General features: G+C 68.4%; 23 protein-coding genes. 14 read left to right on the top strand and 9 right to left on the bottom strand.

Features of this window, described 5'->3' with window-relative positions:
* Positions 1 to 128 precede the first annotated feature (128 nt).
* The 5 genes from hutI to hutH all read right to left on the bottom strand — a co-directional run bounded on the left by hutI (position 129) and on the right by hutH (position 7,087).
* Positions 129 to 1,286: an imidazolonepropionase gene (gene hutI / locus IBX18_RS31585; protein WP_194837155.1), complete on the bottom strand. Its 1,158-nt coding sequence runs from the start codon at positions 1,284 to 1,286 to the stop codon at positions 129 to 131.
* Positions 1,274 to 2,578 carry a formimidoylglutamate deiminase gene (locus tag IBX18_RS31590; RefSeq protein WP_194837156.1) on the bottom strand — a complete coding sequence of 435 codons (1,305 nt, stop codon included), beginning with the start codon at positions 2,576 to 2,578 and terminating at the stop codon, positions 1,274 to 1,276. The genes hutI and IBX18_RS31590 overlap by 13 nt, the downstream gene beginning before the upstream one ends.
* Positions 2,575 to 3,774, bottom strand: coding sequence for an allantoate amidohydrolase (locus tag IBX18_RS31595; RefSeq protein WP_194837157.1), 1,200 nt, complete (start codon positions 3,772 to 3,774; stop codon positions 2,575 to 2,577). The genes IBX18_RS31590 and IBX18_RS31595 overlap by 4 nt, the downstream gene beginning before the upstream one ends.
* A 37-nt stretch (positions 3,775 to 3,811) precedes the next feature.
* Entirely contained in the window at positions 3,812 to 5,464 is a 1,653-nt protein-coding gene (gene hutU, locus IBX18_RS31600; protein ID WP_194837158.1) for a urocanate hydratase, read from the bottom strand.
* A 63-nt stretch (positions 5,465 to 5,527) separates the two neighbouring features.
* Positions 5,528 to 7,087 (bottom strand): histidine ammonia-lyase, encoded by a 1,560-nt coding sequence (gene hutH / locus IBX18_RS31605; RefSeq protein ID WP_194837159.1) that lies wholly within the window; start codon positions 7,085 to 7,087, stop codon positions 5,528 to 5,530.
* An 87-nt stretch (positions 7,088 to 7,174) separates the two neighbouring features.
* Here hutH and IBX18_RS31610 point away from each other — a divergent pair, with 87 nt between their 5' ends.
* On the top strand, positions 7,175 to 7,957 hold the full coding sequence (locus tag IBX18_RS31610; protein WP_194837160.1) for an IclR family transcriptional regulator: 783 nt from the start codon (positions 7,175 to 7,177) through the stop codon (positions 7,955 to 7,957).
* On the opposite strand, the gene IBX18_RS31615 is transcribed toward IBX18_RS31610, so the two are convergent.
* Positions 7,954 to 8,754, bottom strand: a complete 801-nt coding sequence (locus tag IBX18_RS31615) for an SAM-dependent methyltransferase (protein WP_194837161.1) — start codon at positions 8,752 to 8,754, stop codon at positions 7,954 to 7,956. The two genes, IBX18_RS31610 and IBX18_RS31615, sit on opposite strands and share 4 nt — an antisense overlap.
* Positions 8,755 to 9,004: 250 nt before the next feature.
* On the opposite strand from IBX18_RS31615, the gene IBX18_RS31620 reads away from it, so the two are divergent.
* The 3 genes from IBX18_RS31620 to IBX18_RS31630 are packed head-to-tail and all read left to right on the top strand — an operon-like array spanning position 9,005 to position 10,896.
* Entirely contained in the window at positions 9,005 to 9,472 is a 468-nt protein-coding gene (locus IBX18_RS31620) for a MarR family winged helix-turn-helix transcriptional regulator (RefSeq protein ID WP_194837162.1), read from the top strand.
* Positions 9,473 to 9,474: 2 nt separating this feature from the next.
* Positions 9,475 to 9,897, top strand: a complete 423-nt coding sequence (locus tag IBX18_RS31625; protein ID WP_107656149.1) for an organic hydroperoxide resistance protein — start codon at positions 9,475 to 9,477, stop codon at positions 9,895 to 9,897.
* Between the two features lie 15 nt (positions 9,898 to 9,912).
* Positions 9,913 to 10,896 (top strand): zinc-binding dehydrogenase, encoded by a 984-nt coding sequence (locus IBX18_RS31630; RefSeq protein WP_194837163.1) that lies wholly within the window; start codon positions 9,913 to 9,915, stop codon positions 10,894 to 10,896.
* Positions 10,897 to 10,898: 2 nt separating this feature from the next.
* On the opposite strand, the gene IBX18_RS31635 is transcribed toward IBX18_RS31630, so the two are convergent.
* Positions 10,899 to 12,452 carry an NAD(P)/FAD-dependent oxidoreductase gene (locus IBX18_RS31635; RefSeq protein WP_194837164.1) on the bottom strand — a complete coding sequence of 518 codons (1,554 nt, stop codon included), beginning with the start codon at positions 12,450 to 12,452 and terminating at the stop codon, positions 10,899 to 10,901.
* A 67-nt stretch (positions 12,453 to 12,519) separates the two neighbouring features.
* Complete coding sequence (locus IBX18_RS31640) at positions 12,520 to 13,452, bottom strand: PDR/VanB family oxidoreductase (RefSeq protein WP_194837165.1); 933 nt, start codon at positions 13,450 to 13,452, stop codon at positions 12,520 to 12,522.
* A 144-nt stretch (positions 13,453 to 13,596) separates the two neighbouring features.
* Between IBX18_RS31640 and IBX18_RS31645 the strand changes: the two genes are divergently transcribed.
* The 10 genes from IBX18_RS31645 (at position 13,597) to IBX18_RS31690 (ending at position 23,452) form a co-directional block, all read left to right on the top strand.
* Positions 13,597 to 14,754 (top strand): acyl-CoA dehydrogenase family protein, encoded by a 1,158-nt coding sequence (locus IBX18_RS31645; protein ID WP_194837166.1) that lies wholly within the window; start codon positions 13,597 to 13,599, stop codon positions 14,752 to 14,754.
* A gap of 13 nt (positions 14,755 to 14,767) precedes the next feature.
* The gene (locus tag IBX18_RS31650) at positions 14,768 to 15,292 is read left to right on the top strand and encodes a YiiD C-terminal domain-containing protein (protein ID WP_194837167.1); all 525 of its coding nucleotides are present in this window, start codon (positions 14,768 to 14,770) and stop codon (positions 15,290 to 15,292) included.
* The gene (locus IBX18_RS31655; protein ID WP_194837168.1) at positions 15,289 to 16,179 is read left to right on the top strand and encodes an alpha/beta fold hydrolase; all 891 of its coding nucleotides are present in this window, start codon (positions 15,289 to 15,291) and stop codon (positions 16,177 to 16,179) included. Before IBX18_RS31650 ends, IBX18_RS31655 begins: the two co-directional genes overlap by 4 nt.
* A 9-nt stretch (positions 16,180 to 16,188) precedes the next feature.
* Positions 16,189 to 17,322 (top strand): ABC transporter ATP-binding protein, encoded by a 1,134-nt coding sequence (locus IBX18_RS31660; RefSeq protein ID WP_194837169.1) that lies wholly within the window; start codon positions 16,189 to 16,191, stop codon positions 17,320 to 17,322.
* Positions 17,323 to 17,367: 45 nt separating this feature from the next.
* Positions 17,368 to 18,741 carry an ABC transporter substrate-binding protein gene (locus tag IBX18_RS31665; RefSeq protein WP_306796501.1) on the top strand — a complete coding sequence of 458 codons (1,374 nt, stop codon included), beginning with the start codon at positions 17,368 to 17,370 and terminating at the stop codon, positions 18,739 to 18,741.
* The gene (locus IBX18_RS31670; protein ID WP_194837170.1) at positions 18,738 to 19,601 is read left to right on the top strand and encodes a metallophosphoesterase; all 864 of its coding nucleotides are present in this window, start codon (positions 18,738 to 18,740) and stop codon (positions 19,599 to 19,601) included. Before IBX18_RS31665 ends, IBX18_RS31670 begins: the two co-directional genes overlap by 4 nt.
* A gap of 4 nt (positions 19,602 to 19,605) precedes the next feature.
* The gene (locus IBX18_RS31675; RefSeq protein WP_194837171.1) at positions 19,606 to 20,565 is read left to right on the top strand and encodes a carbohydrate ABC transporter permease; all 960 of its coding nucleotides are present in this window, start codon (positions 19,606 to 19,608) and stop codon (positions 20,563 to 20,565) included.
* Entirely contained in the window at positions 20,555 to 21,367 is an 813-nt protein-coding gene (locus tag IBX18_RS31680) for a carbohydrate ABC transporter permease (protein ID WP_135236825.1), read from the top strand. The genes IBX18_RS31675 and IBX18_RS31680 overlap by 11 nt, the downstream gene beginning before the upstream one ends.
* 199 nt (positions 21,368 to 21,566) lie before the next feature.
* Positions 21,567 to 22,739 carry a lipase family protein gene (locus tag IBX18_RS31685; protein ID WP_306796502.1) on the top strand — a complete coding sequence of 391 codons (1,173 nt, stop codon included), beginning with the start codon at positions 21,567 to 21,569 and terminating at the stop codon, positions 22,737 to 22,739.
* On the top strand, positions 22,736 to 23,452 hold the full coding sequence (locus IBX18_RS31690) for a DUF998 domain-containing protein (RefSeq protein ID WP_194837173.1): 717 nt from the start codon (positions 22,736 to 22,738) through the stop codon (positions 23,450 to 23,452). Before IBX18_RS31685 ends, IBX18_RS31690 begins: the two co-directional genes overlap by 4 nt.
* A 65-nt stretch (positions 23,453 to 23,517) precedes the next feature.
* Here the strand turns inward: IBX18_RS31690 and IBX18_RS31695 are convergent, their stop codons facing one another.
* Positions 23,518 to 24,522 carry an acyl-ACP desaturase gene (locus IBX18_RS31695; protein ID WP_135236822.1) on the bottom strand — a complete coding sequence of 335 codons (1,005 nt, stop codon included), beginning with the start codon at positions 24,520 to 24,522 and terminating at the stop codon, positions 23,518 to 23,520.
* Positions 24,523 to 24,584: the final 62 nt, after the last annotated feature.

Below are 24,584 nucleotides of genomic sequence, written 5' to 3' on the forward strand. Positions count from 1 at the left end.
TCCAGCGGCCATCTGGTCCGCGGTGCACCGGCCAGTTTCGGGCGCCGCGCCAGGTGGCCGTTGTCGCGTCCGACTGTGCTGCTTCGTTGGCAATCTCGTTGGGCAAGAAGGGCATCGGCCCCGGCAGCTCAGTCGAACATCGGGACGCGGACCGCACGACCCAGCCGCCAGACCGCGTAGGTCAATGGCACGCCGGGGCGGTAAGCCAGGTGGGTGACCGAGGGGGCGTCGAGGACCTGGAGGTCCGCTCGGGCACCGACCCGAATGACGCCGACGTCGTCGCGGCGTAGTGCCCGCGCGCCGCCCGCCGTGGCGGCGTGCACGGCCTCGGCTATCGAAAGTCCCATCTGCAGTACGGCGGTGGCGACGCAGAAGGCCATCGAGGTGGTGTAGGAGCTGCCGGGGTTGGCGTTGGTGGCCAGTGCGACGGTGGCGCCCGCGTCGAGCAGGGCGCGGGCCGGGGCGAGGCGCTGCCTGGTAGACAGGTCACAGGCGGGTAGCACGGTGGCGACGGTGTCGGAGGCGGCGAGCGCTTCGATGTCCTCGTCGGTCAGGTAGGTGCAGTGGTCGACGCTCGCGGCGCCGTGGCGCACCGCGAGTTGGACGCCGGGGCCCTCCCCCAGCTGGTTGCCGTGCACGCGCAGGCCGAGGCCGCGGGCGTGCGCGGCGCGCAACACCCGATCGGACTGGTCCTGGTCGAAAGCGCCTGTCTCGCAGAAGACATCGGCCCAGCGCACGTAGGGGGCGACGGCGTCGAGCATCTCCCCGCACACCAGGTCGACGTAGGCGTCGGCGTCCATGTCGGACGGGACGAGGTGCGCGCCGAGGAAGGTGACCTCGTCGGCGGCGGCCGCGGCGAGCCGGGCGGAGCGGAGTTCGTCGGCGACGCTGAGCCCGTAGCCGGTTTTGGTTTCCAGGCAGGTGGTGCCCTGGCGCCGCGCTTCGGCGATGTGGCGGGCCAGGTTGACCGACAGCTCGTCGTCCGAGGCGGCCCTGGTGGCGGCGACGGTGGTGGCGATACCGCCCGCGCGGTACGGCCGCCCGGCCATTCTGGCTTCGAATTCGGCGGTGCGGTCACCGGCGAAGACGAGATGGGTGTGGCTGTCGACCCAGCCGGGCAGGGCGGCCCGGCCGTCGAGGTCGATGCGGTCGTCGGCGGCGGGCGCGGCAGCGGCCGGGCCGATCCAGGCGAAGCGGTCGCCGTCGAGCACGACCGCGGCGTCGTGCAGCGGGCCGTCCTCGGTGTTGGTGGTGAGTTCGCCGATACCGGTGATCAGGGTCGACACAGTGCCTCGATTTCTTCGCGCAACACGGTTTCCGGGCGTTCGATTCGCAGGTGCCGGTGTTCGGACACGACGGGGCGGCCCGCGACGAGCACCGAGCGGACGTCGCTTGCGGTCGCGGCGAAAAGGGCGGCGGCGGGTGCAGTGCCCGCCGTGCGAATGGAGTCGAGATCGATGGTGACCAGGTCGGCGGCGGCGTCGGGGGCGATCCGGCCGACCTCGGGCCAGCCGATGGATGCGTGGTCGGTGGCGGCGCGGTAGAGCTCGGCCGGGGTGAAACGGCCACGGGCCCGGCTGGCGAGGCGCTCGTCGAGTTCGAGGGCGCGCCACTCCTCGAAGGCGTCGATCACCGCGTGGCTGTCGGTGCCGAGGCACAGGCCTACGCCGGCGTCCGAGAGCGCCCGGGCGGGGCCGATGCCGTCGCCGAGGTCGCGTTCGGTGGTGGGGCAGAAACACGCGCGGGTGCCGCCGTCGGCGAGCAGGGCGATGTCGGCGGTCGTGAGGTGGGTGGCGTGCACCGCGACCGTCTGCGGGCCGAGCAGGCCCGCCTCCGCCAACAGTTCGGTCGGTGAACAGCCGTGTGCGGCAAGGCAATCGGCGTTCTCGGCGGGCTGCTCAGAGAGATGGACGTGCACCGGGCGGCCCTCGGCCGCACCGGCGATCACCGGCAGGGCCGCTGCGGGCACCGCGCGCACCGAGTGCGCCGCGACGCCCGCCCGCACCAGCTCCGGTTTCGGCACGAACGCGGCGGCACGTTCGGCCCACGCGTCTACTGTGCCGTCACTGAATCGACGTTGATGCTCGCCCAGCTCGACACCGAATCCCCCTGCCAAATAACAGGTATCGAGCAAGGTGAGGCGGATACCGGCGTCCTCGGCGGCTGCCGCGAGTGCCGCGCTCATCGCGTTGGGATCCGAGTAGCGCGCGCCCCCAGGAGCGTGATGCAGGTAATGGAACTCGCCGACGCTGGTGTATCCCGCCAACACCATCTCGGCGTACACCGCGCGCGCCAGGCGGTAGTAGGAGTCGGGATTCAATTGGGCGGCAACGGCATACATGCGTTCCCGCCAGGTCCAGAACGTGCCCTGATCGTGCTGCGTGCGTCCGCGCAGCGCACGGTGGAAGGCGTGCGAGTGCGCGTTGGCGAAGCCGGGGATCGTCAGGCCGGGCAGCACCGTGCCTGTTCGGCCGGCGTCTAGGGTCACCGACCGGATCACCGCCCCGTGCACCTCGATCGCCACCGCCGCGGCCGGTCCGTCCGGCAGCCACGCGTGTTCCGCCCAGTAGACGGTCATCCGGCCAGTTCCTCGAGCACCCGCGCCAGACTCTGTGCGCCGCTGTCGATGTCGGCGGGCTCGGCGTACTCCTCGGGGGCGTGGCTGATGCCGGTCGGGTTGCGCACGTACAGCATGCCGGAGGGGACGTGCGCGGCGAGGATGCCTGCGTCGTGGCCCGCGCCGGTCGGTAGCGCGGGTACCCCACCGAGGACCTTGTCCATTCGGCTCCGGAGCGTTTCGTCGAAAACGACGTCGTCCGAATAGGACTCCTCGGTGACGGTGAGCTCGCACCCTTCCGCCTCGGCGGCCGCCCGCGCCGCTTCGGTGATGTCCGCGACCAGTGCCGCGGTACGGCCCTCCCCCGAAACACGGGCGTCCAGCCACAGATCGACGGTGGACGCGATGACATTCGTACCGCCGGGAGTAGGCACCAGCCTGCCGACGGTGGCGCGCGCGTCGGTCATCGCGGCGGCGGCCCGGCGTGCGGCGGCCACGACCGTCGCGGCGGGCAGCATCGGATCGTGCCGATCGGCGAGCCGGGTGGCGCCCGCGTGATTTCCCTGCCCGGAGAAGGAGAATCGGTAGCGCCCGTGCGCGATGATGCTGCTGCCGGTGGCGACCGGGCTGTCCAACTCGATGAGCCCCCGCCCCTGCTCCACGTGCAGTTCCACGAAACAGCCGATCTGGGCCAGTGATTCGGGATCGGCGCCGAAACGCTTCGGGTCGTGGCCCGCCTTCACGGCCGCTTCGGCGAGCGTCACGCCGTCGGTGTCCCGCAGGTTTCGCGCTCGATCGGCGTCGATGGCACCGGTGAGCAACCGGGAACCGAGGCACGGCACGCCGAATCGGCCGCCCTCCTCCTCCGCGAACACCAGCAGGGCGAGCGGCTTGGCCGGGGTGAAGCCCTTGCCCTGCAATATCTCCACCGCCGCGAGCGCGCTGGCCACGCCGAGCGGACCGTCGTAGGCGCCACCACCGGGGACCGAATCGAGATGGCTTCCTGTGACGACCGCGGCGCTGCCTGGATTTCCCCACCAAGCCCAGATGTTGCCGTTGCGGTCGGTATTCACGTCCAGTCCGCTGTCGAGTGCCTGGTCGATGAACCAGTCGCGCAGCTCGAAGTCTGCGTAGTCGTAGACGTGCCGGGAGTAGCCGCCGCGCCGGGCGTCCCGTCCGACGCCGGCGATCTCGCCCATCAGCTCATTCACGCCCACCGCGTTGCTCCTGTCGTGCCGTGCTCACCGGTGTGGTTCACGGCGCCTCGTGCATGGGGATGCGGACGCCGCGCTCGGCGGCCACGGTGCTGGCGCGCTCGTAGCCCGCGTCCACGTGCCGGATCACGCCGGTGCCCGGGTCGTTGGTGAGCACGCGCTCGATCTTCTGCGCGGCCAGTTCGGTGCCGTCGGCCACGCAGACCTGCCCGGCGTGGATGGATCGGCCCATGCCGACGCCGCCACCGTGATGGATGGACACCCACGTCGCGCCGGACGCGGTGTTGAGCAGCGCGTTCAGCAGCGGCCAGTCCGCGATGGCGTCGGAACCGTCGGCCATCGACTCGGTTTCGCGGTACGGGGAGGCGACGCTGCCGGCGTCGAGGTGGTCGCGCCCGATCACCACCGGCGCCGAAAGCTCACCGCTGGCGACCATTTCGTTGAAGCGCAAGCCGGCCAGGTGCCGTTCGCCGTAGCCGAGCCAGCAGATGCGGGCCGGGAGCCCTTGGAAGGCAACACGTTCGCTCGCCATCCGGATCCAGCGGCGCAGCGATTCGTTCTCCGGGAACAGGTCGACGATGGCGCGGTCGGTGGCGGCGATGTCCTTCGGGTCACCGGAGAGCGCGGCCCAGCGGAACGGGCCCTTGCCCTCGCAGAACAGCGGGCGGATGTAGGCGGGGACGAAGCCGGGGAAATCGAAGGCCCGCGCGCAGCCACCGAGGGCGGCCTCGCCGCGCAGCGAGTTTCCGTAGTCGAAGACCTCGGCGCCCTTGTCCAGGAAGCCGAGCATGGCGTCGACGTGCTCGGCCATCGATTCGCGGGCCCGCTCGGTGAACTCGTCGGGCTTCTTCGTGGCGTAGTCGGTCCAGTCCGCCACCGCGATGCCGCGCGGGAGGTAGGCGAGCGGGTCGTGCGCGGAGGTCTGGTCGGTGACGATCTCGGGATCGAGGCCGCGCGCGAGCAGCTGCGGCAGCACCTCGGCCGCGTTACCGATCAGGCCGACGGACAACGCTTTTCGCTGCCTGCGCGCGCTCGTCACCCGCAGCACCGCGTCGTCGAGGTCGGTCGCGATCTCGTCCAGGTAGCGTTCCTGCACCCGCCGCTGCGCCCGGGCCGGGTCGCATTCGATGACCAGCGCGACGCCGTCGTTCATGGTGACCGCCAGCGGTTGCGCGCCGCCCATGCCGCCGAGGCCTGCCGTCAGCGTGAGGGTGCCTGCGAGGGTGCCGCCGAAGCGCTTGTCCGCCACCGCCGCGAAGGTCTCGTAGGTGCCCTGCAGGATGCCCTGGGTGCCGATGTAGATCCACGAGCCCGCGGTCATCTGCCCGTACATAGTCAGCCCAAGCGCGTCGAGCCTGCGGAACTCCGGCCAATTCGCCCAGTCGCCAACGAGATTCGAGTTCGCGATCAGCACCCGCGGCGCCCACTCGTGCGTGCGGAACACGCCGACCGGCTTGCCCGACTGCACCAGCAGCGTCTCGTCGGACTCCAGGGTGGTCAGGCTCTGCGTGATCGCGTCGAAGCTGGCCCAGTTCCTGGCCGCCTTGCCGGTGCCGCCGTACACCACCAGATCCTCTGGGCGCTCGGCTACTTCGGGATCGAGATTGTTGTGCAGCATCCGCATCGCCGCCTCGGTCTGCCAGCTCTTGGCAGTGAGCTGCGCGCCGCGCGCCGCCCGGACTATCCGACTCATAGAACCAACCTCCGATGAAATTTCGCCGCGAGCGGGGCAGCGCCGCGGCAGATGTCTGAAAAGTCAGGACCCGTTCGAGGACGCCAGGTGGGGGGCGACCGCGCGGGTGAGTTCGCCGGAACGGATGAGTGCCTCGGCCGCGGCGATCTCGGGAGCGAGGTGGCGGTCGGGGCCGGGGCCGTCGACCTTGGTGCGCAGCAGCGCGCGGGCCGCGGCGGTGGCGGGGGCCGGGCGCAGCGGCGCACGGAAGTCCAACGCCCGTGCGGCCGTGAGGTATTCGACGGCCAGCACGGTGGTCAGGCCGTCCACCGCGGTCCGCAGTTTGCGGGCGGCGGACCAGCCCATCGACACGTGGTCCTCCTGCATCGCACTGCTCGGGATCGAGTCCACCGACGCGGGCACCGCCAGGCGCTTGAGCTCGCTCACCACGGCGGCCTGGGTGTACTGGGCGATCATGTGCCCGGAGTCGACACCGGGGTCGGCGGCGAGGAATGCCGGAAGGCCGTGCGAGCGTGCGACATCGAGCATCCGGTCGGTCCGGCGCTCGGCCATGCTGGCGACGTCGGCCACCGGGATGGCGAGGAAGTCGAGCACGTAGGCGACGGGCGCGCCGTGGAAGTTGCCGTTGGATTCTAGTCTGCCGTCGGCGAGCACCACGGGATTGTCTACGGCGGAAGCCAATTCGCGACCGGCGACCAGCTCGGCGTGCGCGACGGTGTCGCGGGCCGCGCCGTGCACCTGCGGGGCGCAGCGCAGCGAGTAGGCGTCCTGCACCCGATTGCAGTCCGGCCCACGGTGACTGGCCACGATCTCCGAACCGGCTAGGGCGGCGGCGATCCGCGCGGCCGAGCGGGCCTGGCCCGGGTGCGGGCGCAGCGCCTGGAGGTCGGCGGCGAACACCCGGTCGGTGCCGAGCAGCGCCTCCACGCTCATGGCCGCGGTGAGGTCGGCGATGTCGAGCAGCATGTGCAGGTCGGCGAGCGCGAGGGTCAGCATGCCGAGCATGCCGTCGGTGCCGTTGGTCAGCGCCAGCCCTTCTTTCTCGGCCAGCACTACCGGCTTGATGCCGTTGGCGCGCAAGGCCGTTGCCGCGTCCGACACATTTCCGGCAGCATCGATGACTTCGCCCTCGCCCATCAGTGCGAGGGCCACCGCGGCCAGCGGCGCGAGGTCACCGGAGCAACCGAGCGAGCCGTACTCGTGCACGATCGGGGTGATGTCGGCATTGATCAGCGCGGCGAGGGTGGCCGCGGTCTCCGGGCGGATCCCGGTGTGGCCGGTCGCCAGGGTGCGCAACCGCAGCACCATCAGCGCGCGAACCACCTCGCGCTCGACCGGACGACCCGCTCCGGCAGCGTGCGAACGGATCAGCGAACGCTGCAGGGCGGTGCGGCTCTCCTCGGGAATGTGGCGGGTCGCCAGCGCGCCGAAGCCGGTGGACACGCCGTAGGTCGGCACGGTGCCCGCGGCGAGCGCTTCGACGTGCGCCCGGGCCGCGGCCAGCCGGTCCTCGGTGGCCGCACTCAGGTGGACCTTGGCACCGAGTCGCGCGACAGCGACGACCTGCTCCCCGGTCAACGGTCCGTCGAGGGCGACGGTCGGTAGCTGTGCAGTTTCGGGCATGGGCACCATTCCACCGTCGCGGCGGGCAGTGGAGAATGAGGGTCGGTCCGAATCTGTCTGATATCCAAGACTCGCCGAGGAGATGGCATGGGAACGAGCAGCGACGTCCCGGCGTTGCGCCGCGGCTTGGCGGTGTTGCAACTACTCGCGGGCCGGGCCGGGCCCATCTCCGCCTCGACGATCGCGCGCGAACTCGGGCTGCCCCGGTCCACCACCTACCACCTGCTCGGCGAGCTGGAGGCGGCCCGTTTCGTCACCCGGCTGCCCAGCGAGCGCCGCTACGGGCTCGGCATCGCCGCGTTCGAACTCGGCTCCGCGTATCTGCGCCACGATCCGCTGGAGCGGCTGGCCGGGCCGCTGCTGCGCGAACTGGTCGAGGAGGTCGGGCACAACGCGCATCTCGGGGTGCTGCACGGCAACGAATTGCTGTATCTCATCAAGGAACGCCCGTCGCGGCCGGAAACCCTGGTCACCAATGTGGGGGTGCGGCTGCCCGCGCATCTGACGGCCTGTGGTCGGGCGATCCTCGCCTACCTGCCTGCCGCGCAGATCCGCGCGCTGTTCCCCTCGGCGTCGTCGTTCGTCCGCCGCACCGAGCGCGGACCCAACTCGCTGGCGTCGCTGCGCAGCATCCTGACGGTCGAGCGCAAGCGCGGGTGGGCGTGTGAAGACGGGCATGTGACACCGGGTTTCGCCTCGGTCGCCTATCCGGTCTTCGATCACAACCAGCGCCCGATCGCGGCGATCAGCGTCACGCTGCGCCATCACTGCGAGGCCACGCCGTGTCCGGCCGACTGGGCGCCGCTGGCAGGCCGGGTGCGGATCACCGCGGACAGCCTCACGCAGCGCATCGGCGGCCGGGCCACCTAGGCTTTGCGGCCGACGCCGCCCCACGCGGCCGACGGCGGTTCCGTGTTCACGGCCTCGGGATCCTCGGGGTGCCAGTGGTTGACCGGCACGATGCCGGGCGGCACCAACTCGAGATTCTTGAAGACTTCGCGGACCTGGTCGACGCTGCGCACATAGTACGGAACGGCACCAGTTTTGGAGTAATAATCCGAAAGGCGCACCAGCCGGGGATCTTCGTTGGTGCCCTCATACATTGCGAAATAGCTTCCGGACGGAATGGCTTCCTGCAGCGCGCCGGTGATCCGGATAACGTCGTCCCAGGTGCGTGCGTGGCCGAGAACACCCATGAACATCACGGCAATCGGTTTGTTGAAGTTCAGAATGTTGCGCGCTTCGGTGACCACCTGATCGGTGTCGTGGAAATCCGCTTCGATCAGAGCGGTCACACCTTCGTCGGTGGTATTGATCAACAGCGCGCGGGCATGGGCCAGCACGAGCGGATCGTTGTCCACGTAGACGATCTTGGAGTCCGGCGCGACACTCTGCGCGACCTCGTGCGTGTTCTGCATGGTGGGCAATCCGGTGCCCACGTCGAGGAACTGGCGGATGCCGCACTCGGCGGCGAGGTAGCGCACCATGCGTATCAAGTACTTCCGCGATTGCCGCGCCATGGTGCCGATTTCGGGATACACCGATTCGCCCGACTCACCGGCTATCCGATCGACTTCGTAAAAGTCCTGACCACCGAGCCAGTAATTCCAGATTCGTGCGGAATGCGGTACATCGGTGCGGATCAGCCGATCGCTTTCGCGGACCATGATGCGGCTCCTCGAGAGGTGGTACTTGCGGCTGACTGTACAAGCGTCCAAGGGCCCGCGTCGGCGAATTACGACATAAACACCGAAGAGTCAGATTGGACACGAGTCGCGCGTTCCGCCGAACGCGCGGGGGCGCTTCTCGCCAGCCCAGTGGGCTCCGACACTCTACATCTTTCGACGTTCGAGGCGGTGACCGGGAACACAGTGAGCTTGGTTGTGCACAATATAATTGCGGACTACGTTGTTGGACATGACCGATCATCTGACCCTCGATGAGCAGATCTGCTTCCCGCTGTATGCGGCGTCCCGGGCGATGACCGCGGTCTACCGGCCGAAGCTGGAACGGCTCGGGCTGACCTACCCGCAGTACCTGGTGATGCTCGCCCTGTGGGAACAGGACGGGCGTAGCGTCGGCGAGGTGTGCCAGGCGCTCGCGTTGGACTCCGGCACGCTGTCTCCGCTGCTCAAGCGGCTGGAGGCGGCGGGCCTGGTGCAGCGCAGGCGCTCGGCCGCCGATGAACGACGCGTCGATATCCAGCTCACCGAACGCGGGCGCGAGCTGCGGGCCCACGCCCGCGATATACCGGCCGAAATGGCTGCGGCCTGCGGCCTTTCCATGGACGAGTTCCTGGCGCTGCGCGAAACCCTGCGCAGGCTCACCGCCGCACTGGCGGCCTCAGGGAACGAACTGCCGGCTTCATCGAACGAAGGAGAATAGACATGCAGATCCTCTACACCGCGGAAGCCTTGGCGACCGGCGACGGCCGCAACGGACACGCCCGCACCACCGACGGCAAGGTCGACGTCGACCTGGCCGCGCCCAAGGAAATGGGCGGCAGCGGCCAGGGCACCAACCCCGAGCAGCTGTTCGCGGCGGGTTACGCGGCCTGCTTCCATTCGGCGCTGCGGCTGGTCGGCAAGCAGGCCAAGGCCAACATCGACGACTCCGCCGTCGGCGCGAAGGTCGGCATCGGGCCGAACGACGCGGGCGGGTTCGCCCTGGCGGTCACCCTCGAGGTGTCGCTGCCGCATCTGTCCCGCGAGGAAGCTCAAGCCCTCGCCGACAAGGCACACCAGGTGTGCCCGTACTCCAACGCCACCCGCGGCAACATCGACGTCGACGTCGTTGTCGCCGAAGACTGAACGAAGGAGCAGAGCATGCGTGCGGTAGTCATCGAGAGTTTCGGCGAGCCCAAAGACGTACTGACCACGGCGGAACGGCCGCTGCCCGAACCGGGCGAGGGCGAGGTGCGGCTCGAGCTGGTCCTCGCGCCCATTCATAATCACGACCTGGCGATCGTGCGCGGGGTGTACGGCTACAAGCCGCCGCTGCCCGCGATCCCGGGGACCGAAGGGGTCGGCCGGGTCGACGCGCTCGGTGCCGGTGTGACCGGATTGACTGTCGGGCAACGGGTTACCGTGTCCGGCGCGCAGAACGTGTGGGCCGATTATTTCGTCGTCAAGGCCGGTCAGGTGGTGCCGGTGCCGGATGCGGTGTCCGACGAGACCGCCGCCCAGTTGCTCGCCATGCCGCTCAGTGCGCTGATGCTGCTGGAGGATCTCGAGGTGGCCGCGGGTGACTGGATCGCCGTCAACGCCGCGAACGGCGCGGTCGGGCGGCTGGTCAATGTGCTTGCGCGGCAACGCGGTATCAACGTGCTCAATCTGGTGCGCGGGCCGAAGTCGGTCGAGGCCTTGCGGTCGGCGGGCTTCGAGCCGGTGTTCGACACCGAGGCCGAGGGCTGGCGGGACGAGGCCGTTGCCGGCACCTCCGGCGCGCCGATCGTGCGTGCGGTCGACCAGGTCGGTGGGCGGGCGGCCAGCGATGCGATGGCCCTGCTCGCGCCCAAGGGGCAGCTGATCTCGTTCGGTGCGCTGTCCGGTCAGCCGTTGACGCTCGGTCCCGGCGAACTCATCTTCAAGCAGATTGTGGTGAAGGGTTTCTGGGGTTCCAAGCGGATCGAGGAGACCTCGGCGGAGGACCGCAGGCGGTTGATCGGCGAACTCGTGTCCGCGGCGGCGCAGGGGGTGCTCCGGCTCGATGTCGAAGCCACCTATGCGCTGGATTCGGCGGCCGACGCGGCCGTGGCCACGGAGAGCCCGGGACGCAGCGCGAAGATCGCGCTAGCCCCGAAGGTCTGACGTTACGGACGTGGTTCGAGGACGGCCATGGCGGCATTGTGACCGGGGATGCCGCTGACCCCACCGCCTCGGACCGCGCCCGCGCCGCACAGGAACACATTGGGGTGGCCGGTCGAGACGCCCCAGCGCACGGCCGGATCGGTCGCGTCGTCCTCGGTGCGGTAGGGGAAAGCCAAGTCGCGGTGGAAGATATGGCCGCCGGGTAGGCCGACCTCCTGTTCGAGATCGAGCGGGGTCTTCGCCTCGAGGCACGGTGCACCGCGCTCGTCCACGGCCAGACACTCGCTGATCGGCTCGGCGAGCACCGAATCCAGCTGGGCGATGGTTGCTTTCACCAGTTCGGCCTTCACACCCGCTGGGTCCTTGGCGAAAAGTTTTGCCGGGGTGTGCAATCCGAACAGGGTGAGGGTGTGGGCGCCCTGTGCGGCCAGCTCCGGTGACAGGATCGACGGGTCGGTCAGTGTGTGACAGTAGATCTCCGACGGTGGCGCCGACGGAATCCGGCCGATCGCGGCCTCGCCGTAGGCCCGGTCCAGCTGTGAATAGGACTCGCCGATGTGGAAGGTCCCGGCGAACGCTTCCCTCGGATCCACGGAACTATCCCGCAGCCGGGGCAGTCTCGTAAGCAGCATGTTGATCTTCAATTGCGCGCCTTCGGGTTTCGGCTCCGCCGGTGCGCCGATGAGCCGGGCGAGTTCGGTCGGCGCGGCGTTCACCAGCACGTGTCCCGCGCCGACCACTCCGTCCGGATAGCTCACTTCGGCGGTGCGGCCGTCGGTTTCGATCCCGGTGACCGGGCAGTCGGTGACAATTTCCGCGCCCGCGGCGCGGGCCGCGTCGGCGAGCGCATCGGTGAGCGCGCCCATGCCACCCACGGGCACATCCCAGTCCCCCGTGCCATTACCGATCACGTGATACAGGAAGCAGCGATTCTGGCGCAGCGTCGGATCGTGCGCCTGGGTGAACGTGCCGATCAACGCATCGGTGAGCACGACACCGCGCACCGTGTCATCGACGAACTCCGACTCGATGAGCTCCCCCAGCGGCCGCTCGAACAACGCGGCCCAGGCGAAGTCGTCGTCGACCACCCGACGCAACTCCGCGCGCGACGGCAACGGTCGCGTCAACGTGGGAAACACACGCTCGGCCAGCCGTCCCGTCCTCGCGTAAAACCGTTGCCACGCAACGAAATCCTGATCCGAACCGGTGAGCCGCACAAAACTCTCGCGCGTACGCTCCGCCGACCCGGTATCCACCAGCAGCCCACCCGCCCCCACCGGCGTGTACGACGAGATCCGCCGCCGCCGCGTCACGAACGCCAACCCCAACTCATCGATGATCTGCCGCGGCAACAAACTCACCAGGTACGAATACCGGGACAACCGCGCATCCACCCCGTCGAACACCGCAGCCGACACCGCAGCACCCCCCGTACCCGCCTGCCGCTCCAACACCAGCACCGAACGCCCGGCCCGCCCCAGATACGCGGCAGCCACCAACCCATTGTGACCACCACCCACAACCACCACGTCATACGACGACCGAGTCGGCTTCATCCGTCCTCGATAGCACGAATCCAGCCGATCGACATCCGCAACACAGCGAAAACCCCGCCGCAGCAGGTCAGAGGTCAAGGACGAGCAGGTCCGACCGCGCTCGCGAGACGCACAGCATCATGGTGTCGCCGCGATCCTGCTCCGCCGCGGTGAGTAGCGAATCACGATGGTCGATATCGCCGGTGAGAACGGCTGTTTCGCAGGTGCCGCACGTGCCTTCGCGACAGGAGGTGACGATGCCGATCCCGGCCCGCTCCAGCACGTCGGCGATGGACTGGTTCGCGCCGACCCGGAAAGTTCTGCCGCTGCGTGCCAATCGGACCTCGAACGACCCGTTCGGCGCGAATTCCATCGGTCGTGGCACGAACCGTTCCAGGTGCACCGGTGTGCCGCGCCGCGCCGCCTCGGCCTCCACCGCGGCGAGTAAGGGTTCGGGCCCACAGCAGTAGACGGCGGCGGCGCTGTGCTCGGCCAGGATGTCGGCGATGGGTAACAGACCGTGCTCGTCTTGTGGCAGCAACCGAGCGGCCGGATAAGTGGTCGCGAGCTCGTCGGCAAACGCCATGTGCCCGCGGGACCGGCCGCCGTAGTACAGCGACCAGCGTGCGCCCGCGGCGTCGGCGGCGGCCACCATCGCCATGATGGGCGTAATTCCGATGCCACCCGCGACAAATACGTAATTCTCGCGCTCAACGAGTTCGAAATTGTTGCGCGGCAGCGATACTCGCAGCACCGAACCGGGTAGCGCGGTACGGTGCAGATGCTGCGAGCCGCCTCGACCGGCCTGCTCGTGCAACACCGCGATGCGCCAACGATCAGTCACCGCCGGGTCACCACACAGCGAATATTGCCGGACACCAGCGGTGCCTACTTCCACATCGATATGCGCACCCGGCGTCCAGCTCGGCAACTCCCTGCCGTCGGGTGCGGCCAATTCGAGTGAGAACACTCCCTCGGCCTCGTCGCGGCGCGCCGACACCTGTACCGGAAACTCTGTCATCTCGTCCCTCACCTGCGGTCGTCCTCCGGCTCACCGTCTCGGACATCCGCTGGCTACGGGACGGGCGAATCAGCAGTCGATTCGCACAATCGACGTTGACTATCGCCGCCGACGCCGCCGGGGCCGCGCCCTGAAACTTGCGCCATGACGACTGTGGGGCAATTGGTGGACAAGACCACCCGGTTCATTCGTGACCAGGTCGTTCCGGTGGAACGCGAGGTCATCGTCGACGGGCGGGTGATGGACGACGCGCTGCGCCTCGACCTGCAGAAGAAGGCCAAGGAGGCGGGGGTGTTCGGGCCGCTGTCGGACCCGAAGTACGGCGGGCTGGGCCTGGATACCCGCGCCCAGGCCCAGGTGCTGGAGGCGGCGGGGGCCAGCCTGCTCGGCCCGATCGCGGTGAACGCCTGGGCGCCCGACGACGGCAACATCCATCTGCTTGCCCATGTAGCGAATGCTGAGCAACAGGAGCGCTACCTTGCGCCGCTGGCGTCCGGGGAGGTGCGTTCGGCGATCGCGATGACCGAACCCGCCCCCGGCGCCGGTTCCGACCCCGGCATGTTGCAGACGGTCGCCGAGGAGACCGACGGTGGTTGGGTCATCAACGGCGCCAAGCATTTCACCACGGGCGCCCAGGGGGCCGCGTTCACCATCTGCGTCGCGCGCACCGGTGACGGGCCGACGATGTTCCTGGTGGACCAGGACAACCCGGGTCTGCGGGTCGGGCGCCGGATGCCGACGCTCGACCACACCAGCGCTCCGGGCGGACACTGTGAGGTCACCTTCGTCGACTGCCTGGTGCCGGACTCCGCGGTGCTCGGCGAGGTCGGCCAGGGACTGGTGCTCGCGCAGGTGCGGCTCGCCCCGTCCCGGCTGGTGTTCTGCATGAACTGGCTAGGGCTCGCGGTGCGTGCGCACCGGCTCGCCATCGAACACATCAGCACCCGAACGTCTTTCGGCATCCCGATCGCCGAGCACGGCCTGGCCCAGGGTCTGGTCGCGGACAACGAGATCGACCTCGCCGCCGCACGCGGCGTGATCCGCACCGCCGCGGAGACCATCGACGCACAGGGCCCCACCTCGTCGCAGGCGCGCCACGACGCGTCGATCGCGAAAACCTTCGTCTCCGAGGCGGTCTGGCGGGTGCTCGACCGCGCCGTCCAGCTGCACGGCGGCCTCGGGGTCTGCGAGGACTACCTGGTCGCCCGATTCCTGGTGGAGGCCCGGGCTTTCCGCATCTACGAGGGGCCGTCGGAAGTGCTGCGCTGGTCCATCGCTCGCCGCGCGCTGCGTAATCGCTGAAAGGGAGAACCGCATGACCACACGAGAGCTCGCCGGCTTCGCCGCCGCCTACCCCGAACTCGACGGTGCCGCCGTCGACTACGAATACCTGCGGGCCGTGTCGCAGGACATGGTGCCGTTCGGCCGCCACGTCGGCACCCGGATCACCGAGATCAGCCCGGAGCGCGCCGTCGTGGAGATCCCGGCCGTCGACTCCGTCCGCAATCACATGGGCACCGTGCACGCGGGTGCTCTGTTCACCGCCGCCGATATCGGCGGCGCGGCGGCGTTCGTCGGCGCGGCCGCGCCCCGGCTGTCCACCATCGAGCGCCTGGTGCTGCGGGCAGGCACGGCGTCCTACCGCAAGCCCGCCATCGGCCGGATCCGCGCGATCGCCACCGTCGACCAGCGCGAGCTCGCCGAGGTGCTGGCCGCGACCGTGTCGAATCGGTTCGAGTTGTCCGGAAAGGCTGCACTGGTCGATGACAGCGAGGTGGTCGTCGCCAAGTTCACCTTCGATTACGTCTGCGACGTGACGATCCCGGAGTCGGACCGATGACAACGGCGGCCAAGAAGGGCGCCGAGTTCGCGGCGCTCGAATCGACGACGGTCTCGACCGCCGACGGTGTCACCTTCACCGTCCGTTTCCTGCCTGCCAAGAAGGCCGACGCGCCGGTGGTGCTGATCCTGCCCGCCATGGCGATGAAGGCGAAGAACTACCTGCTGCTGGCGAAAGAGCTCAATGCCCAAGGGCTTTCGGTCGCCACCTGCGACCTGCGGGCACACGGTGAGGCACAGCCCGAACTCGGGCAGCACCGCGACTTCGGCTATCGGGAGATGCTGGAGATCGACATGCCCGCGATCGTGGCCGCGGTGCGGCAGCGTTTTCCGGACGCTCCGATCCACCTGTTCGGCCACAGCCTCGGCGGGCAGGTGGCCTTGCTGTTCGCCGCCGCCGAACCCGAGAGCGTCGCCGGCGTGACCGTCATCGGCACCGGCACGGTGTTCTGGTGGGCGTTCGGCCCGCGGCGCTGGTTCGAGGCGCTGAGTCAGATCCAGTGGATCGGACTGGTTTCGCGCTGGAAGGGCCACTGGCCGGGCGGCGTGCTGATCCCCGCGCCCATGCCGGGCGGCGTGATGCGCGACTGGGCGATGCACTCGCTGACCAGCTTCTACCGGCCGAAAGGTTCGGCGCGCAAGTACAACTCGCTGCTGCGCGATATGACGGCGCCGGTACTGGTCGTCTCGCTGTCCGACGATGTGCTCGGCCCGAAGTCCAATGTCGACTTCCTGGTCTCCCGGATGCCGAACGCCCGCGTCACCCAGTGGCACATCGACGAGGACTCGCCGGTCGCGCATCGCGATCACTTCACCTGGGTCAAGGATTCCCCGGCGATCGCGGCCCGTGTCGCGACCTGGATTGTCGCCGGCGAACTGCCCGGCTGAGGAGAACTGGTGGCAAGACTGCGAATTGACAAGGTGTCGAAGCAATTCGGCGCGACCTACGCGGTGCGCGAGGTGAGCCTCGACATCGCCGACGGCGAGTTTCTGGTGCTGCTCGGGCCGAGCGGATGCGGCAAGTCCACGCTGCTGCGGATGATCGCGGGCCTGGAGGATCCCACCGACGGCCTGATCCTGTTGGACGACAACGACATCACGCACCGCGCGCCGCAGCAGCGCGATCTGGCGATGGTGTTCCAGAGCTATGCGCTCTACCCGCATCTGACGGTGGCCAAGAACATCGGCTTTCCGCTGCGCGCCAGGCACACTCCGCGCTCGAAGATCACCGAGCGGGTGGCCGAGGTGGCCGCCGTGCTCGGGCTCGGCGAGTTGCTGCGCCGCAAGCCCGCCGCGCTCTCGGGCGGGCAGCGGCAGCGAGTCGCGCTGGCGCGGGCCATGGTTCGTGATCCCGGTGCGTTCCTGATGGACGAGCCGCTGTCGAACCTGGACGCCAAACTGCGCAGTGCGACCCGCGCGGAGCTGATCGCCCTGCACCGCAGGCTGGGAGCGACGTTCCTGTACGTCACCCACGATCAGGTCGAGGCGATGACCATGGCCGACCGGATCGCGCTGCTCAACGAGGGGCGGGTGGAGCAGGTCGGCACGCCGACCGAGCTCTACGACCGGCCGCGGTCCACCTTCGTCGCCGGGTTTCTCGGCGCCCCGCCGATGAACCTGTTCCCCGGGGTGGTCACCGAACGCGACGGCCGGCTGTTCCTGGTGGCCGACGGCATCGACGTCGAATTGGCCATCACCGCCGCTGATTTCGGGGCGAACCTCGAGGTGATCGCGGGCATTCGGCCCGAGCAGCTGCGCATCGACGCGACCGCCGCGCACATCCGCGGCCGAGTCACCATGGTCGAGAACCTGGGCAGCGAGGAACTGATCCACTGCACCACCGGCGACCACTCGCTCTGCGTCCGCGCGCCGCGCCCCGCCGACGTGCACGCCGACGACAGCATCGGGCTGCGCGTCGATCCCGCGCACCTCCACCTGTTCGATCCCGCGACCGGCCTGCGCATGACATGGCAAGAGCCGCAGCGCGATTCGGTAGCCGACAGCGTCGAGGAACCCGTAGCTGTCGCCTGACTCGTGACAACGCCGTCCGACACCCCCAATAATGAGGAGAACACCGTGAAACGCACCGCGCCCATCTTGGGCATGGTGTTCGCAACCACCGTCGCGCTCAGCGCTTGCGGCGGACTCGGGAGCACCAGCACCGATTCGAACTCCAGCACCGCGCAGATCCCGGACCTGACACCGGATCAGCAGGTGTCCATCGTGTTCGAGTCCTACAACTACGGGCTCGCGGGCGCGTGGACCGATACCTTCAACACGCTGATCGCCGACTTCGGCAAGAAGTTCCCGAACATCAAGGTGACGGCGCAGAAGCCGCAGGGCAACAGCCCGAACCCGGCCACGGACACGATCTCCAGCATCCAGAACCAGACGGTCGCGGGCACCCCGCCGGACGTCGCGCAGCTCGGTTTCAGCGACCTGGACTACACCATCCATCAGCTGGGCGCCAAGCCGCTGGACACGCTGGTCTCGCAGCAGGAGGTGCAGCGCAACTTCGACGGGGCCCAGCACCCGTACGCGCCGAAGGCCAGGACTCTCGCGGATTGGGACGGCCACACCTACGGCGTGCCGTTCGTGTTCTCCACCCCGGTGCTGTACTTCAACGCCTCGCTGTTCACCGCGGCCGGGCTCGATCCCGCCAAGCCGCCGAGCACCTGGCAGCAGGTCGCCGAGGCGTCGGCGGCCATCACCGGTAAGACCGGCAAGGGCGGCATCTATGTCGACTGCCTGACCAAGACCGCCAAGGACTGGTGCTTCCAGTCGCTGGTCCGGTCCAATGGCGGCCGGGTGATCTCCGAGGACCGCAAGACGCTGACCTTCGCCGACGCGCCCGTGGTCGAGGTCGCGCGGCAGCAGCAACAGCTCGTCGAGGCGGGCAGCATGCCGAAGCTGAACCAGAAGCAGGGTTACGAGGCGTTCGCGCGTGGCGACATCGGCATGATTCTGGAGACGAGTGCGATCCAGGGCACCTTCACCACCGGCGCCAAGGACAAGTGGGACCTGCGTTCGGCGCCCATGCCGAGCTTCGGGGCCAAGCCGACGGTGCCGACGAATTCCGGTGCGTCCCTGCACGTCCTGTCCAACGACCCGGCCAAGCAGCGGGCGTCCTGGGAGCTGATCAAGTTCCTCACCAGCGAAGCCGCCTATACCAAGATCTCGCAGGGCATCGGCTATCTGCCGCTGCGCACGGGGCTGATGGACGATCCGAACGGGCTGAAGGAGTGGTCGGCGAAGAATCCGCTGCTGGCCCCGAACGTCGCGCAGCTGGCGAACATGGAGCCGTGGATCTCCATGCCGGGCACCAACTATCTGCAGATCCGCGACGGCATGATGGACGCGGTCGAGGCGATCGTGTTCCAGGGCAAGGATCCCCAGTCCACCCTGAGCGCCGCCCGTGAGCAGGCCGCCAAACTGCTGCCCGCGTCATGAACCCGCCGGTCACGATCGTCCAGCTCACCGACACCCACATCCGGCCCGCCGGGGAACGGGTGCACGGCAAGGTCGACACCTACGAAAACCTCACGCACGTCCTGCAACAACTACGGGCCTCGCAGCAGCGGATCGACGCGCTGGTGCTCTCGGGTGACCTGACCGACAACGGGTCGCCGGAGGCCTACCGGCGGCTACGCGACGCGGTCGAGCCGGTGGCCGCCGAGCTCGGCGCGCAGACGGTGTACGTGATGGGCAATCACGACGACCGCGCGGCCTTCGGCACCGAACTGCTCGATACCGATTGCGCCACAGCCGATCCCGACTTCACCCACGATCATGTCACCGACGTCGCGGGGCTGCGGGTGATCGCACTGGACAGCACCACCCCGCGCCGCCACGACGGACGGCTGGAGCCCGAACAACTGGACTGGCTGGCCGAGCAGCTGCGGCAGCCCGCGCGGCACGGCACGCTGCTCGTGCTGCACCACCCGCCGATCCCGTCGCCGATCGCGGCCACCGAGTATCTGCGGCTCGAACAGCCGGAACTGCTCGACGAGGTGCTCGCGGGATCGGATGTGCGGCTGATCATCTGCGGGCACAACCATCTGACCGGTGCGGCCGCGCTCGGTGGCATCCCGGTCTGGATCGGACCGGCGCTGTCGTATCGGATCGATCCGATCGCGCCGATCGGGCGGCACCGCGGACTGCTCGGATTCGGTTACAGCCGGATCGATCTGCTCGGCTCGACCCTGGTTGCCACCGCGATCGAGGCCACTCCTGCCGAAACCCTGTACGACAGAACGGAACAGGACGTGCTCGAACAGCTCGCCGCGTTGGCCGCGGCGGAGGCCGGGTAGGTCGATGTTCGTCCTCGACATCTCCCGTGCCACCGAGGAAGTGACCGCGCCGGTCGCCGTCCCGGCGCCGCCGCGCCGCCTCGCCCGGTTCCGCCGGGCGGGGCGGCTCGTGGTGCCGTACCTGTATCTGGCGCCCGCGCTGTTCCTGCTCGTCGTCTGGACCTACCGGCCGCTGGTGCAGGCGTTCGAATTGTCCACCTACTCATGGAATCTGCTGCCGACCTCGCCGATGAAGCCGGTGGGTACCGTCAATTACGAACGGCTGATGGAGCTTCCGGCGTTCTGGAACTCGCTCGGTCGCACCGGTGCGCTGATCGTGGGCATGCTGCCGTTCACCGTGCTGCTGCCGGTGCTCATCGCGCTGGCGAGTCAGCGGGTGCAGGGACGGGCCAGAACGATCTACCAGGCCTTCATTTTCGTGCCGTTCCTGGTGGCTCCTGTTGCGGCAGCGGCTGTTTGGCGGTGGTTGTTGCATCCCGGCAGTGGGTTCGTCGATCAGCTGCTCGGCTCGGAGCGCAACTGGGTCTACGACGTGAGCACCGCGCACCTGGTGATCATCGGCATCACCGGCTGGCAGTTGCTCGGGTTCTCGGTGCTGGTGGTGTGGGCCGGGTTGGCCGGCATCAGTGGCGATTACCACGAGGCGGCGCGGGTGGACGGGGCGAGTCCGGCGCAGATCCGGCGCTGGATCACCCTGCCGCTGCTGTCGCCGACGGTGATGTTCCTGGTCCTCACCACCGTATTGCTCAGTCCCGTCCTGACTTTCCCGCTCATCGACTCGATGACGCAGGGCGGGCCCGCGCAGGCCACCACCAATATCTATTACCTGCTGTGGGATTACGCCTTCCACAGCTTCGACGCCGGGCTCAGCGCGGCGGCTGGTGTGCTGTTGTTCGCCGGATTCGGCGTGATCGCCGGGATCCTGGTGTGGATCTCGGAAAAGGTTGCCTTCCATGATGATTGATCGACTGCGCAGCGCGGGCAGCCATCTGCTGCTCGCGGTGACCGCCGTGGTGTGTATTTTCCCGATCTATTGGCTGTTCGCGACGTCGCTGCGCAGGCCGGAGGACGTCACCTCGCTGTCCCCGATCCCGTGGCCGATCTCGTTCGCCAACTACACCGACGCCGCCGCGAAGGTCGATGTGCTCGGACTGATCGGCAACACCTTCATCATCGCGGCGCTGTCCGCGGCGGGGCAGCTGCTCGTGGCGCTGCTGGCCTCCTATGCGTTCGCGATGTACACATTCCCCTTCCAGAAGGTCCTGTATCTCGCGTTCGTCGGCACCTGGCTCGTGCCGTTCCAGGTGACCATGCTGCCGAACTACGTGCTGCTCACCCAGCTCGGGCTGATCAACTCGCTGATCGGCGTCGTGCTGCCGACGCTGTGCTCGGCGCTCGCGGTGCTGCTGCTGCGTCAGCACATGGCGAGTTTTCCCAAGGAGCTCGTCGCCGCCGCCAAGATCGACGGGCGCTCGTCCTGGTCCATCCTGTGGACCGTGGTGGTGCCCAATCTGCGGCCCGCGCTGGCCGCGCTCGGCATCCTGCTGTTCATCAATGCCTGGAACGAGTACTTCTGGCCCGCGGTGGTGCTGCGGCAGTCCAACAGCGTGCTCCAGCTCGGGTTGCGCAGCTTCATGGGCACCGAGGGTGATCAGTGGGGGCCGATGATGGCGCTGGCGAGCCTGGCCTGTCTGCCCGTGCTGGTGCTGTACCTGTTATTGCAGCGCCACATCGTGAACGCCTTCGTCCGGTCGGGGCTTAAGTAGTTTCAGCTGGTCGGTAACGAATCGATAGGCAAACTGAGATTCCGGTCACTCAGCGGTGCGGAGACCGCGATCACAGGACATCCTGATCTTGCTGGACTGTCACGGCAGGTGCGTCGACCGGCCCATCGTCGGCACACAGCCAGTGGCTATGCGGGGGATCGAACGAGGTGCGCGGCAGAGTCGAAGGAGCGAATGGGACGTGCGTCCGAAGAGAGCATTGACGTGGGTTTCGCTGGCGGCGGCCGCGGTGCTGGTCGCCGCGAGTTGCGGGTCTTCCTCGGATACCGCGGCCGAAGCGCCGCAAAAGCCGGGCACGCTGCTCGCGCAGCGGCCGCTGACCAATGGTGGTCCCAAGATCTCGGCTGCCGCGGAGTCGGCGACCTATTTCCGGTACGTCTCGACCTCTCCGGACAACACGCCGATCGAGGTGTCGGGTGCGGTGTACTTGCCGAAGGGGAACGCACCGGACGGGGGCTGGCCGCTGGTGGCCTACGGGCACGGCACCTCCGGGGTTGCCACCGGCTGTGCGCCGACCAGTGATCCCGGGCTGTTCGGCAACGACGTCACGGTCGCCAACCTGCTCGACGCCCACAAGGCCGTGGTGATGACCAACTATCAAGGTCTTGACGGCCCTGGTTCGGCGCCGTATCTGCATGCGCAGTCCTCCGGGTATGACGTGCTCGACTCGGTCCGGGCCGCGCAGCAGTTGGGCCTGCCGGTGTCCAAAGAGGTTGTGCTGGTCGGGTTGTCGCAGGGTGGGCGGGCCACCGAGTCCGCGGCGGAGACTGCGAAGACCTACGCGCCCGAGCTGAAGATCCTCGGCAATGTGCTGCTGTCCCCCGCGCTGCGCAGCGAACTGGCGCTGGCCGCGGAGTCGCAGACGCTGACCATCGGCCAGTACCTGCTGCTGCCCTACCTGGTGGCGGCCGTCCGCTACGACAATCCGGACTACTCGTACGACAAGGTCCTGCACGGACCGCTGCTGTCGGCGGCGCCGCGGCTCGAAGGGCTCTGCACCGGGCAGTCCACGCTGAAGGACTTCGCCGTCGGACAGGCGGCGACGCCTGCGGCCGCGCAGTTCGTCGACGACGCGGCTCGGCAGGCGCTCGCCGACTACGAAGCCGCCGGTAACCTGCCCAAGGTGGCGACCGACATTCCGACCTTCATCTCGCGCGGCGACAAGGACGACCTGGTCAATACCGCCTGGGGTGACCAGGCCGTCGCCGATATGTGCGGGCTCGGCATCAACCTGGTGGACCACGTGCTGCCGGGCGGGCACGAGGCTTGGCGGGCCCGCGGCGATCTGGTGACGGCGTGGATCAACGACCGCTTCACGGGTGCGCCCGTGCCGGCCACGACCTGCCGCGCATGACCGGCCGGTTGAAAGCCGGTGCGGCGCTGCTGATCCTGACCGTCACCTATTACATCGCTCAGCTCGTCGTCGGCGGCCGATGGCAGGAACCGCACTCCTACAGCTGGTCCGAGAACATGATCAGCGACCTCGGTGTGCCCGAATGCTTCGGTGACATGGCGCAATACGGTGCCACGACGCCCCGCTATATCTGTTCACCGTGGCACGCGCTGATGTCCGCTGAGTTCGTCCTACTCGGCGTTCTGGTACTCGGGGCAGCCCTGCTGCTGCTCCCCTTGCTGCCCAAAAGCCCAGCAGCACGGGCAATCCCCTACCTTGCCGTGATCAACTGCGTCGGCATAGTCCTGGTCGGAACTTTTCCCGGCAGTGCGGGCGAAGTTCCCGGCGGCAACCAATTACGCGCGGTACTCCACCCGGCCGGTGCCTATCTGGAGCTCCTGTCCGGGCTCGTGATCATGCTCGTGGTGGCTCGCCTCTACCGAACCCATCGCGCTTATACCGCAGCCACTCTCGCGCTGATCGTCGTCACCGTCTTCGGCATGGTCGCCAGCCTCGCCCCGGACCACCTCGGCCTCGGTGCGGGCACCGCCGAACGCCTCGCCATCGATCCTTTCGTTGTCTGGCGAATCCTCACCGGCGTCGTCCTGATCGTCGCCCTGCCGCGCATTCAAGTCCCGGACCAGGCGGTCCGGTCTTCGAGCGCTGCGGCATGAGGGTGTAGCACTCCGCGACACCCTCGCCGGGCTGTGCCTGGTCTGTGGACGCGACCGCTGCTGATTCAGCGCAGCGTGGTGGTGAGCGCCGCCGAGTCGCGCTTGCTGGCCTGGCGTGCGGCGATGCGATCGCGGCGCTCCTCGAACTTGAGCATGTCCCGCTCGTACTTCGCGAGGTACTCCGCCAATTTTTCGCGGGTCTGCTCGCCGGCGGCGGTGAAATCGTTGCGCTCGAAGATCTTCCAGATGCGCAGTACCGGCATCACCACGTCTTCGAGGTGCTGGCGCATGTCGTAGATGGCGTGCTTGGCCATCAGCGCGCCGTAGCGGCGGAAGTTCGGGTTCTCCGCGCCCGGCATCTGGAAGTTCATCAGCGTCAACGCGATCGCCTCGATCGCCTGGTCGGGCGCGAGGTCCAGGGCGGCGCCGCACATGTTGCGGTAGAAGATCATGTGCAGGTTCTCGTCGGCAGCGATGCGCTGCAGCATCTTGTCCGCGATCGGGTCGTTGCACACCCGGCCGGTGTTGCGGTGGCTCAGGCGGGTGGCGAGCTCCTGGAAGGTCACGTAGGCCACGCCGAGCAGGAACCCGGCATCGGGGACCTCGCTGGGATCAATGGTGCCGTACTTGGCGACGGCCAGCGGATCGAAACCGGTGGTCATCGCGATCATCCTGGCGTTTTCCAGCTCGACCGGGTCGACGCCGCGGGTGACCACCAGGTAGTCGCGCATCACGATGCCGTGCCGGTTCTCCTCGGCGGTCCAGCGACCCACCCAGGTGCCCCACGCGCCGTCCTGCGAGAAGTTCTCCGCGATCACCCGGTGGTAGGAGGGCAGGTTGTCCTCGGTGAGCAGGTTGGTGATCATCGCCGCCTTGGCGACCTCGGACAACTGCGACTGGCTGGGGTCCCAGTCGACACCGCCCATCGCGGCGAAGTTACGACCCTCGTCCCACGGCACGTAGTCGTGCGGGTGCCAGGCCTTGGCCATCGACAGATGCCGATGGACGTTCTCCTCGGCGACGGGCTCGAGCTCCGTGAGCAGCTCGAGCTGGGTGAGATTTCTCCCCATTTGCGTTACCCCTCAGACGTTTTGGCTCACCTGGCGCTGGCTCGAGCACGACCGCCAGCGCG

The organism is Nocardia sp. XZ_19_369 (assembly GCF_015355715.1).
In the GTDB taxonomy this organism is placed as follows: Bacteria; Actinomycetota; Actinomycetes; order Mycobacteriales; family Mycobacteriaceae; genus Nocardia.

What these genes read in the sequence shown, in the direction of transcription:
- IBX18_RS31590 (WP_194837156.1), bottom strand. Translation starts at nt 2,578, where the DNA reads ATGACCGTCTACTGGGCGGAACACGCGTGGCTGCCGGACGGACCGGCC.
- hutU (WP_194837158.1), bottom strand. Translation starts at nt 5,464, where the DNA reads ATGAGTCGGATAGTCCGGGCGGCGCGCGGCGCGCAGCTCACTGCCAAG.
- hutH (WP_194837159.1), bottom strand. Translation starts at nt 7,087, where the DNA reads ATGCCCGAAACTGCACAGCTACCGACCGTCGCCCTCGACGGACCGTTG.
- IBX18_RS31610 (WP_194837160.1), top strand. Translation starts at nt 7,175, where the DNA reads ATGGGAACGAGCAGCGACGTCCCGGCGTTGCGCCGCGGCTTGGCGGTG.
- IBX18_RS31615 (WP_194837161.1), bottom strand. Translation starts at nt 8,754, where the DNA reads ATGGTCCGCGAAAGCGATCGGCTGATCCGCACCGATGTACCGCATTCC.
- IBX18_RS31620 (WP_194837162.1), top strand. Translation starts at nt 9,005, where the DNA reads ATGACCGATCATCTGACCCTCGATGAGCAGATCTGCTTCCCGCTGTAT.
- IBX18_RS31625 (WP_107656149.1), top strand. Translation starts at nt 9,475, where the DNA reads ATGCAGATCCTCTACACCGCGGAAGCCTTGGCGACCGGCGACGGCCGC.
- IBX18_RS31630 (WP_194837163.1), top strand. Translation starts at nt 9,913, where the DNA reads ATGCGTGCGGTAGTCATCGAGAGTTTCGGCGAGCCCAAAGACGTACTG.
- IBX18_RS31635 (WP_194837164.1), bottom strand. Translation starts at nt 12,452, where the DNA reads ATGAAGCCGACTCGGTCGTCGTATGACGTGGTGGTTGTGGGTGGTGGT.
- IBX18_RS31640 (WP_194837165.1), bottom strand. Translation starts at nt 13,452, where the DNA reads ATGACAGAGTTTCCGGTACAGGTGTCGGCGCGCCGCGACGAGGCCGAG.
- IBX18_RS31645 (WP_194837166.1), top strand. Translation starts at nt 13,597, where the DNA reads ATGACGACTGTGGGGCAATTGGTGGACAAGACCACCCGGTTCATTCGT.
- IBX18_RS31650 (WP_194837167.1), top strand. Translation starts at nt 14,768, where the DNA reads ATGACCACACGAGAGCTCGCCGGCTTCGCCGCCGCCTACCCCGAACTC.
- IBX18_RS31655 (WP_194837168.1), top strand. Translation starts at nt 15,289, where the DNA reads ATGACAACGGCGGCCAAGAAGGGCGCCGAGTTCGCGGCGCTCGAATCG.
- IBX18_RS31670 (WP_194837170.1), top strand. Translation starts at nt 18,738, where the DNA reads ATGAACCCGCCGGTCACGATCGTCCAGCTCACCGACACCCACATCCGG.
- IBX18_RS31675 (WP_194837171.1), top strand. Translation starts at nt 19,606, where the DNA reads ATGTTCGTCCTCGACATCTCCCGTGCCACCGAGGAAGTGACCGCGCCG.
- IBX18_RS31680 (WP_135236825.1), top strand. Translation starts at nt 20,555, where the DNA reads ATGATGATTGATCGACTGCGCAGCGCGGGCAGCCATCTGCTGCTCGCG.
- IBX18_RS31690 (WP_194837173.1), top strand. Translation starts at nt 22,736, where the DNA reads ATGACCGGCCGGTTGAAAGCCGGTGCGGCGCTGCTGATCCTGACCGTC.
- IBX18_RS31695 (WP_135236822.1), bottom strand. Translation starts at nt 24,522, where the DNA reads ATGGGGAGAAATCTCACCCAGCTCGAGCTGCTCACGGAGCTCGAGCCC.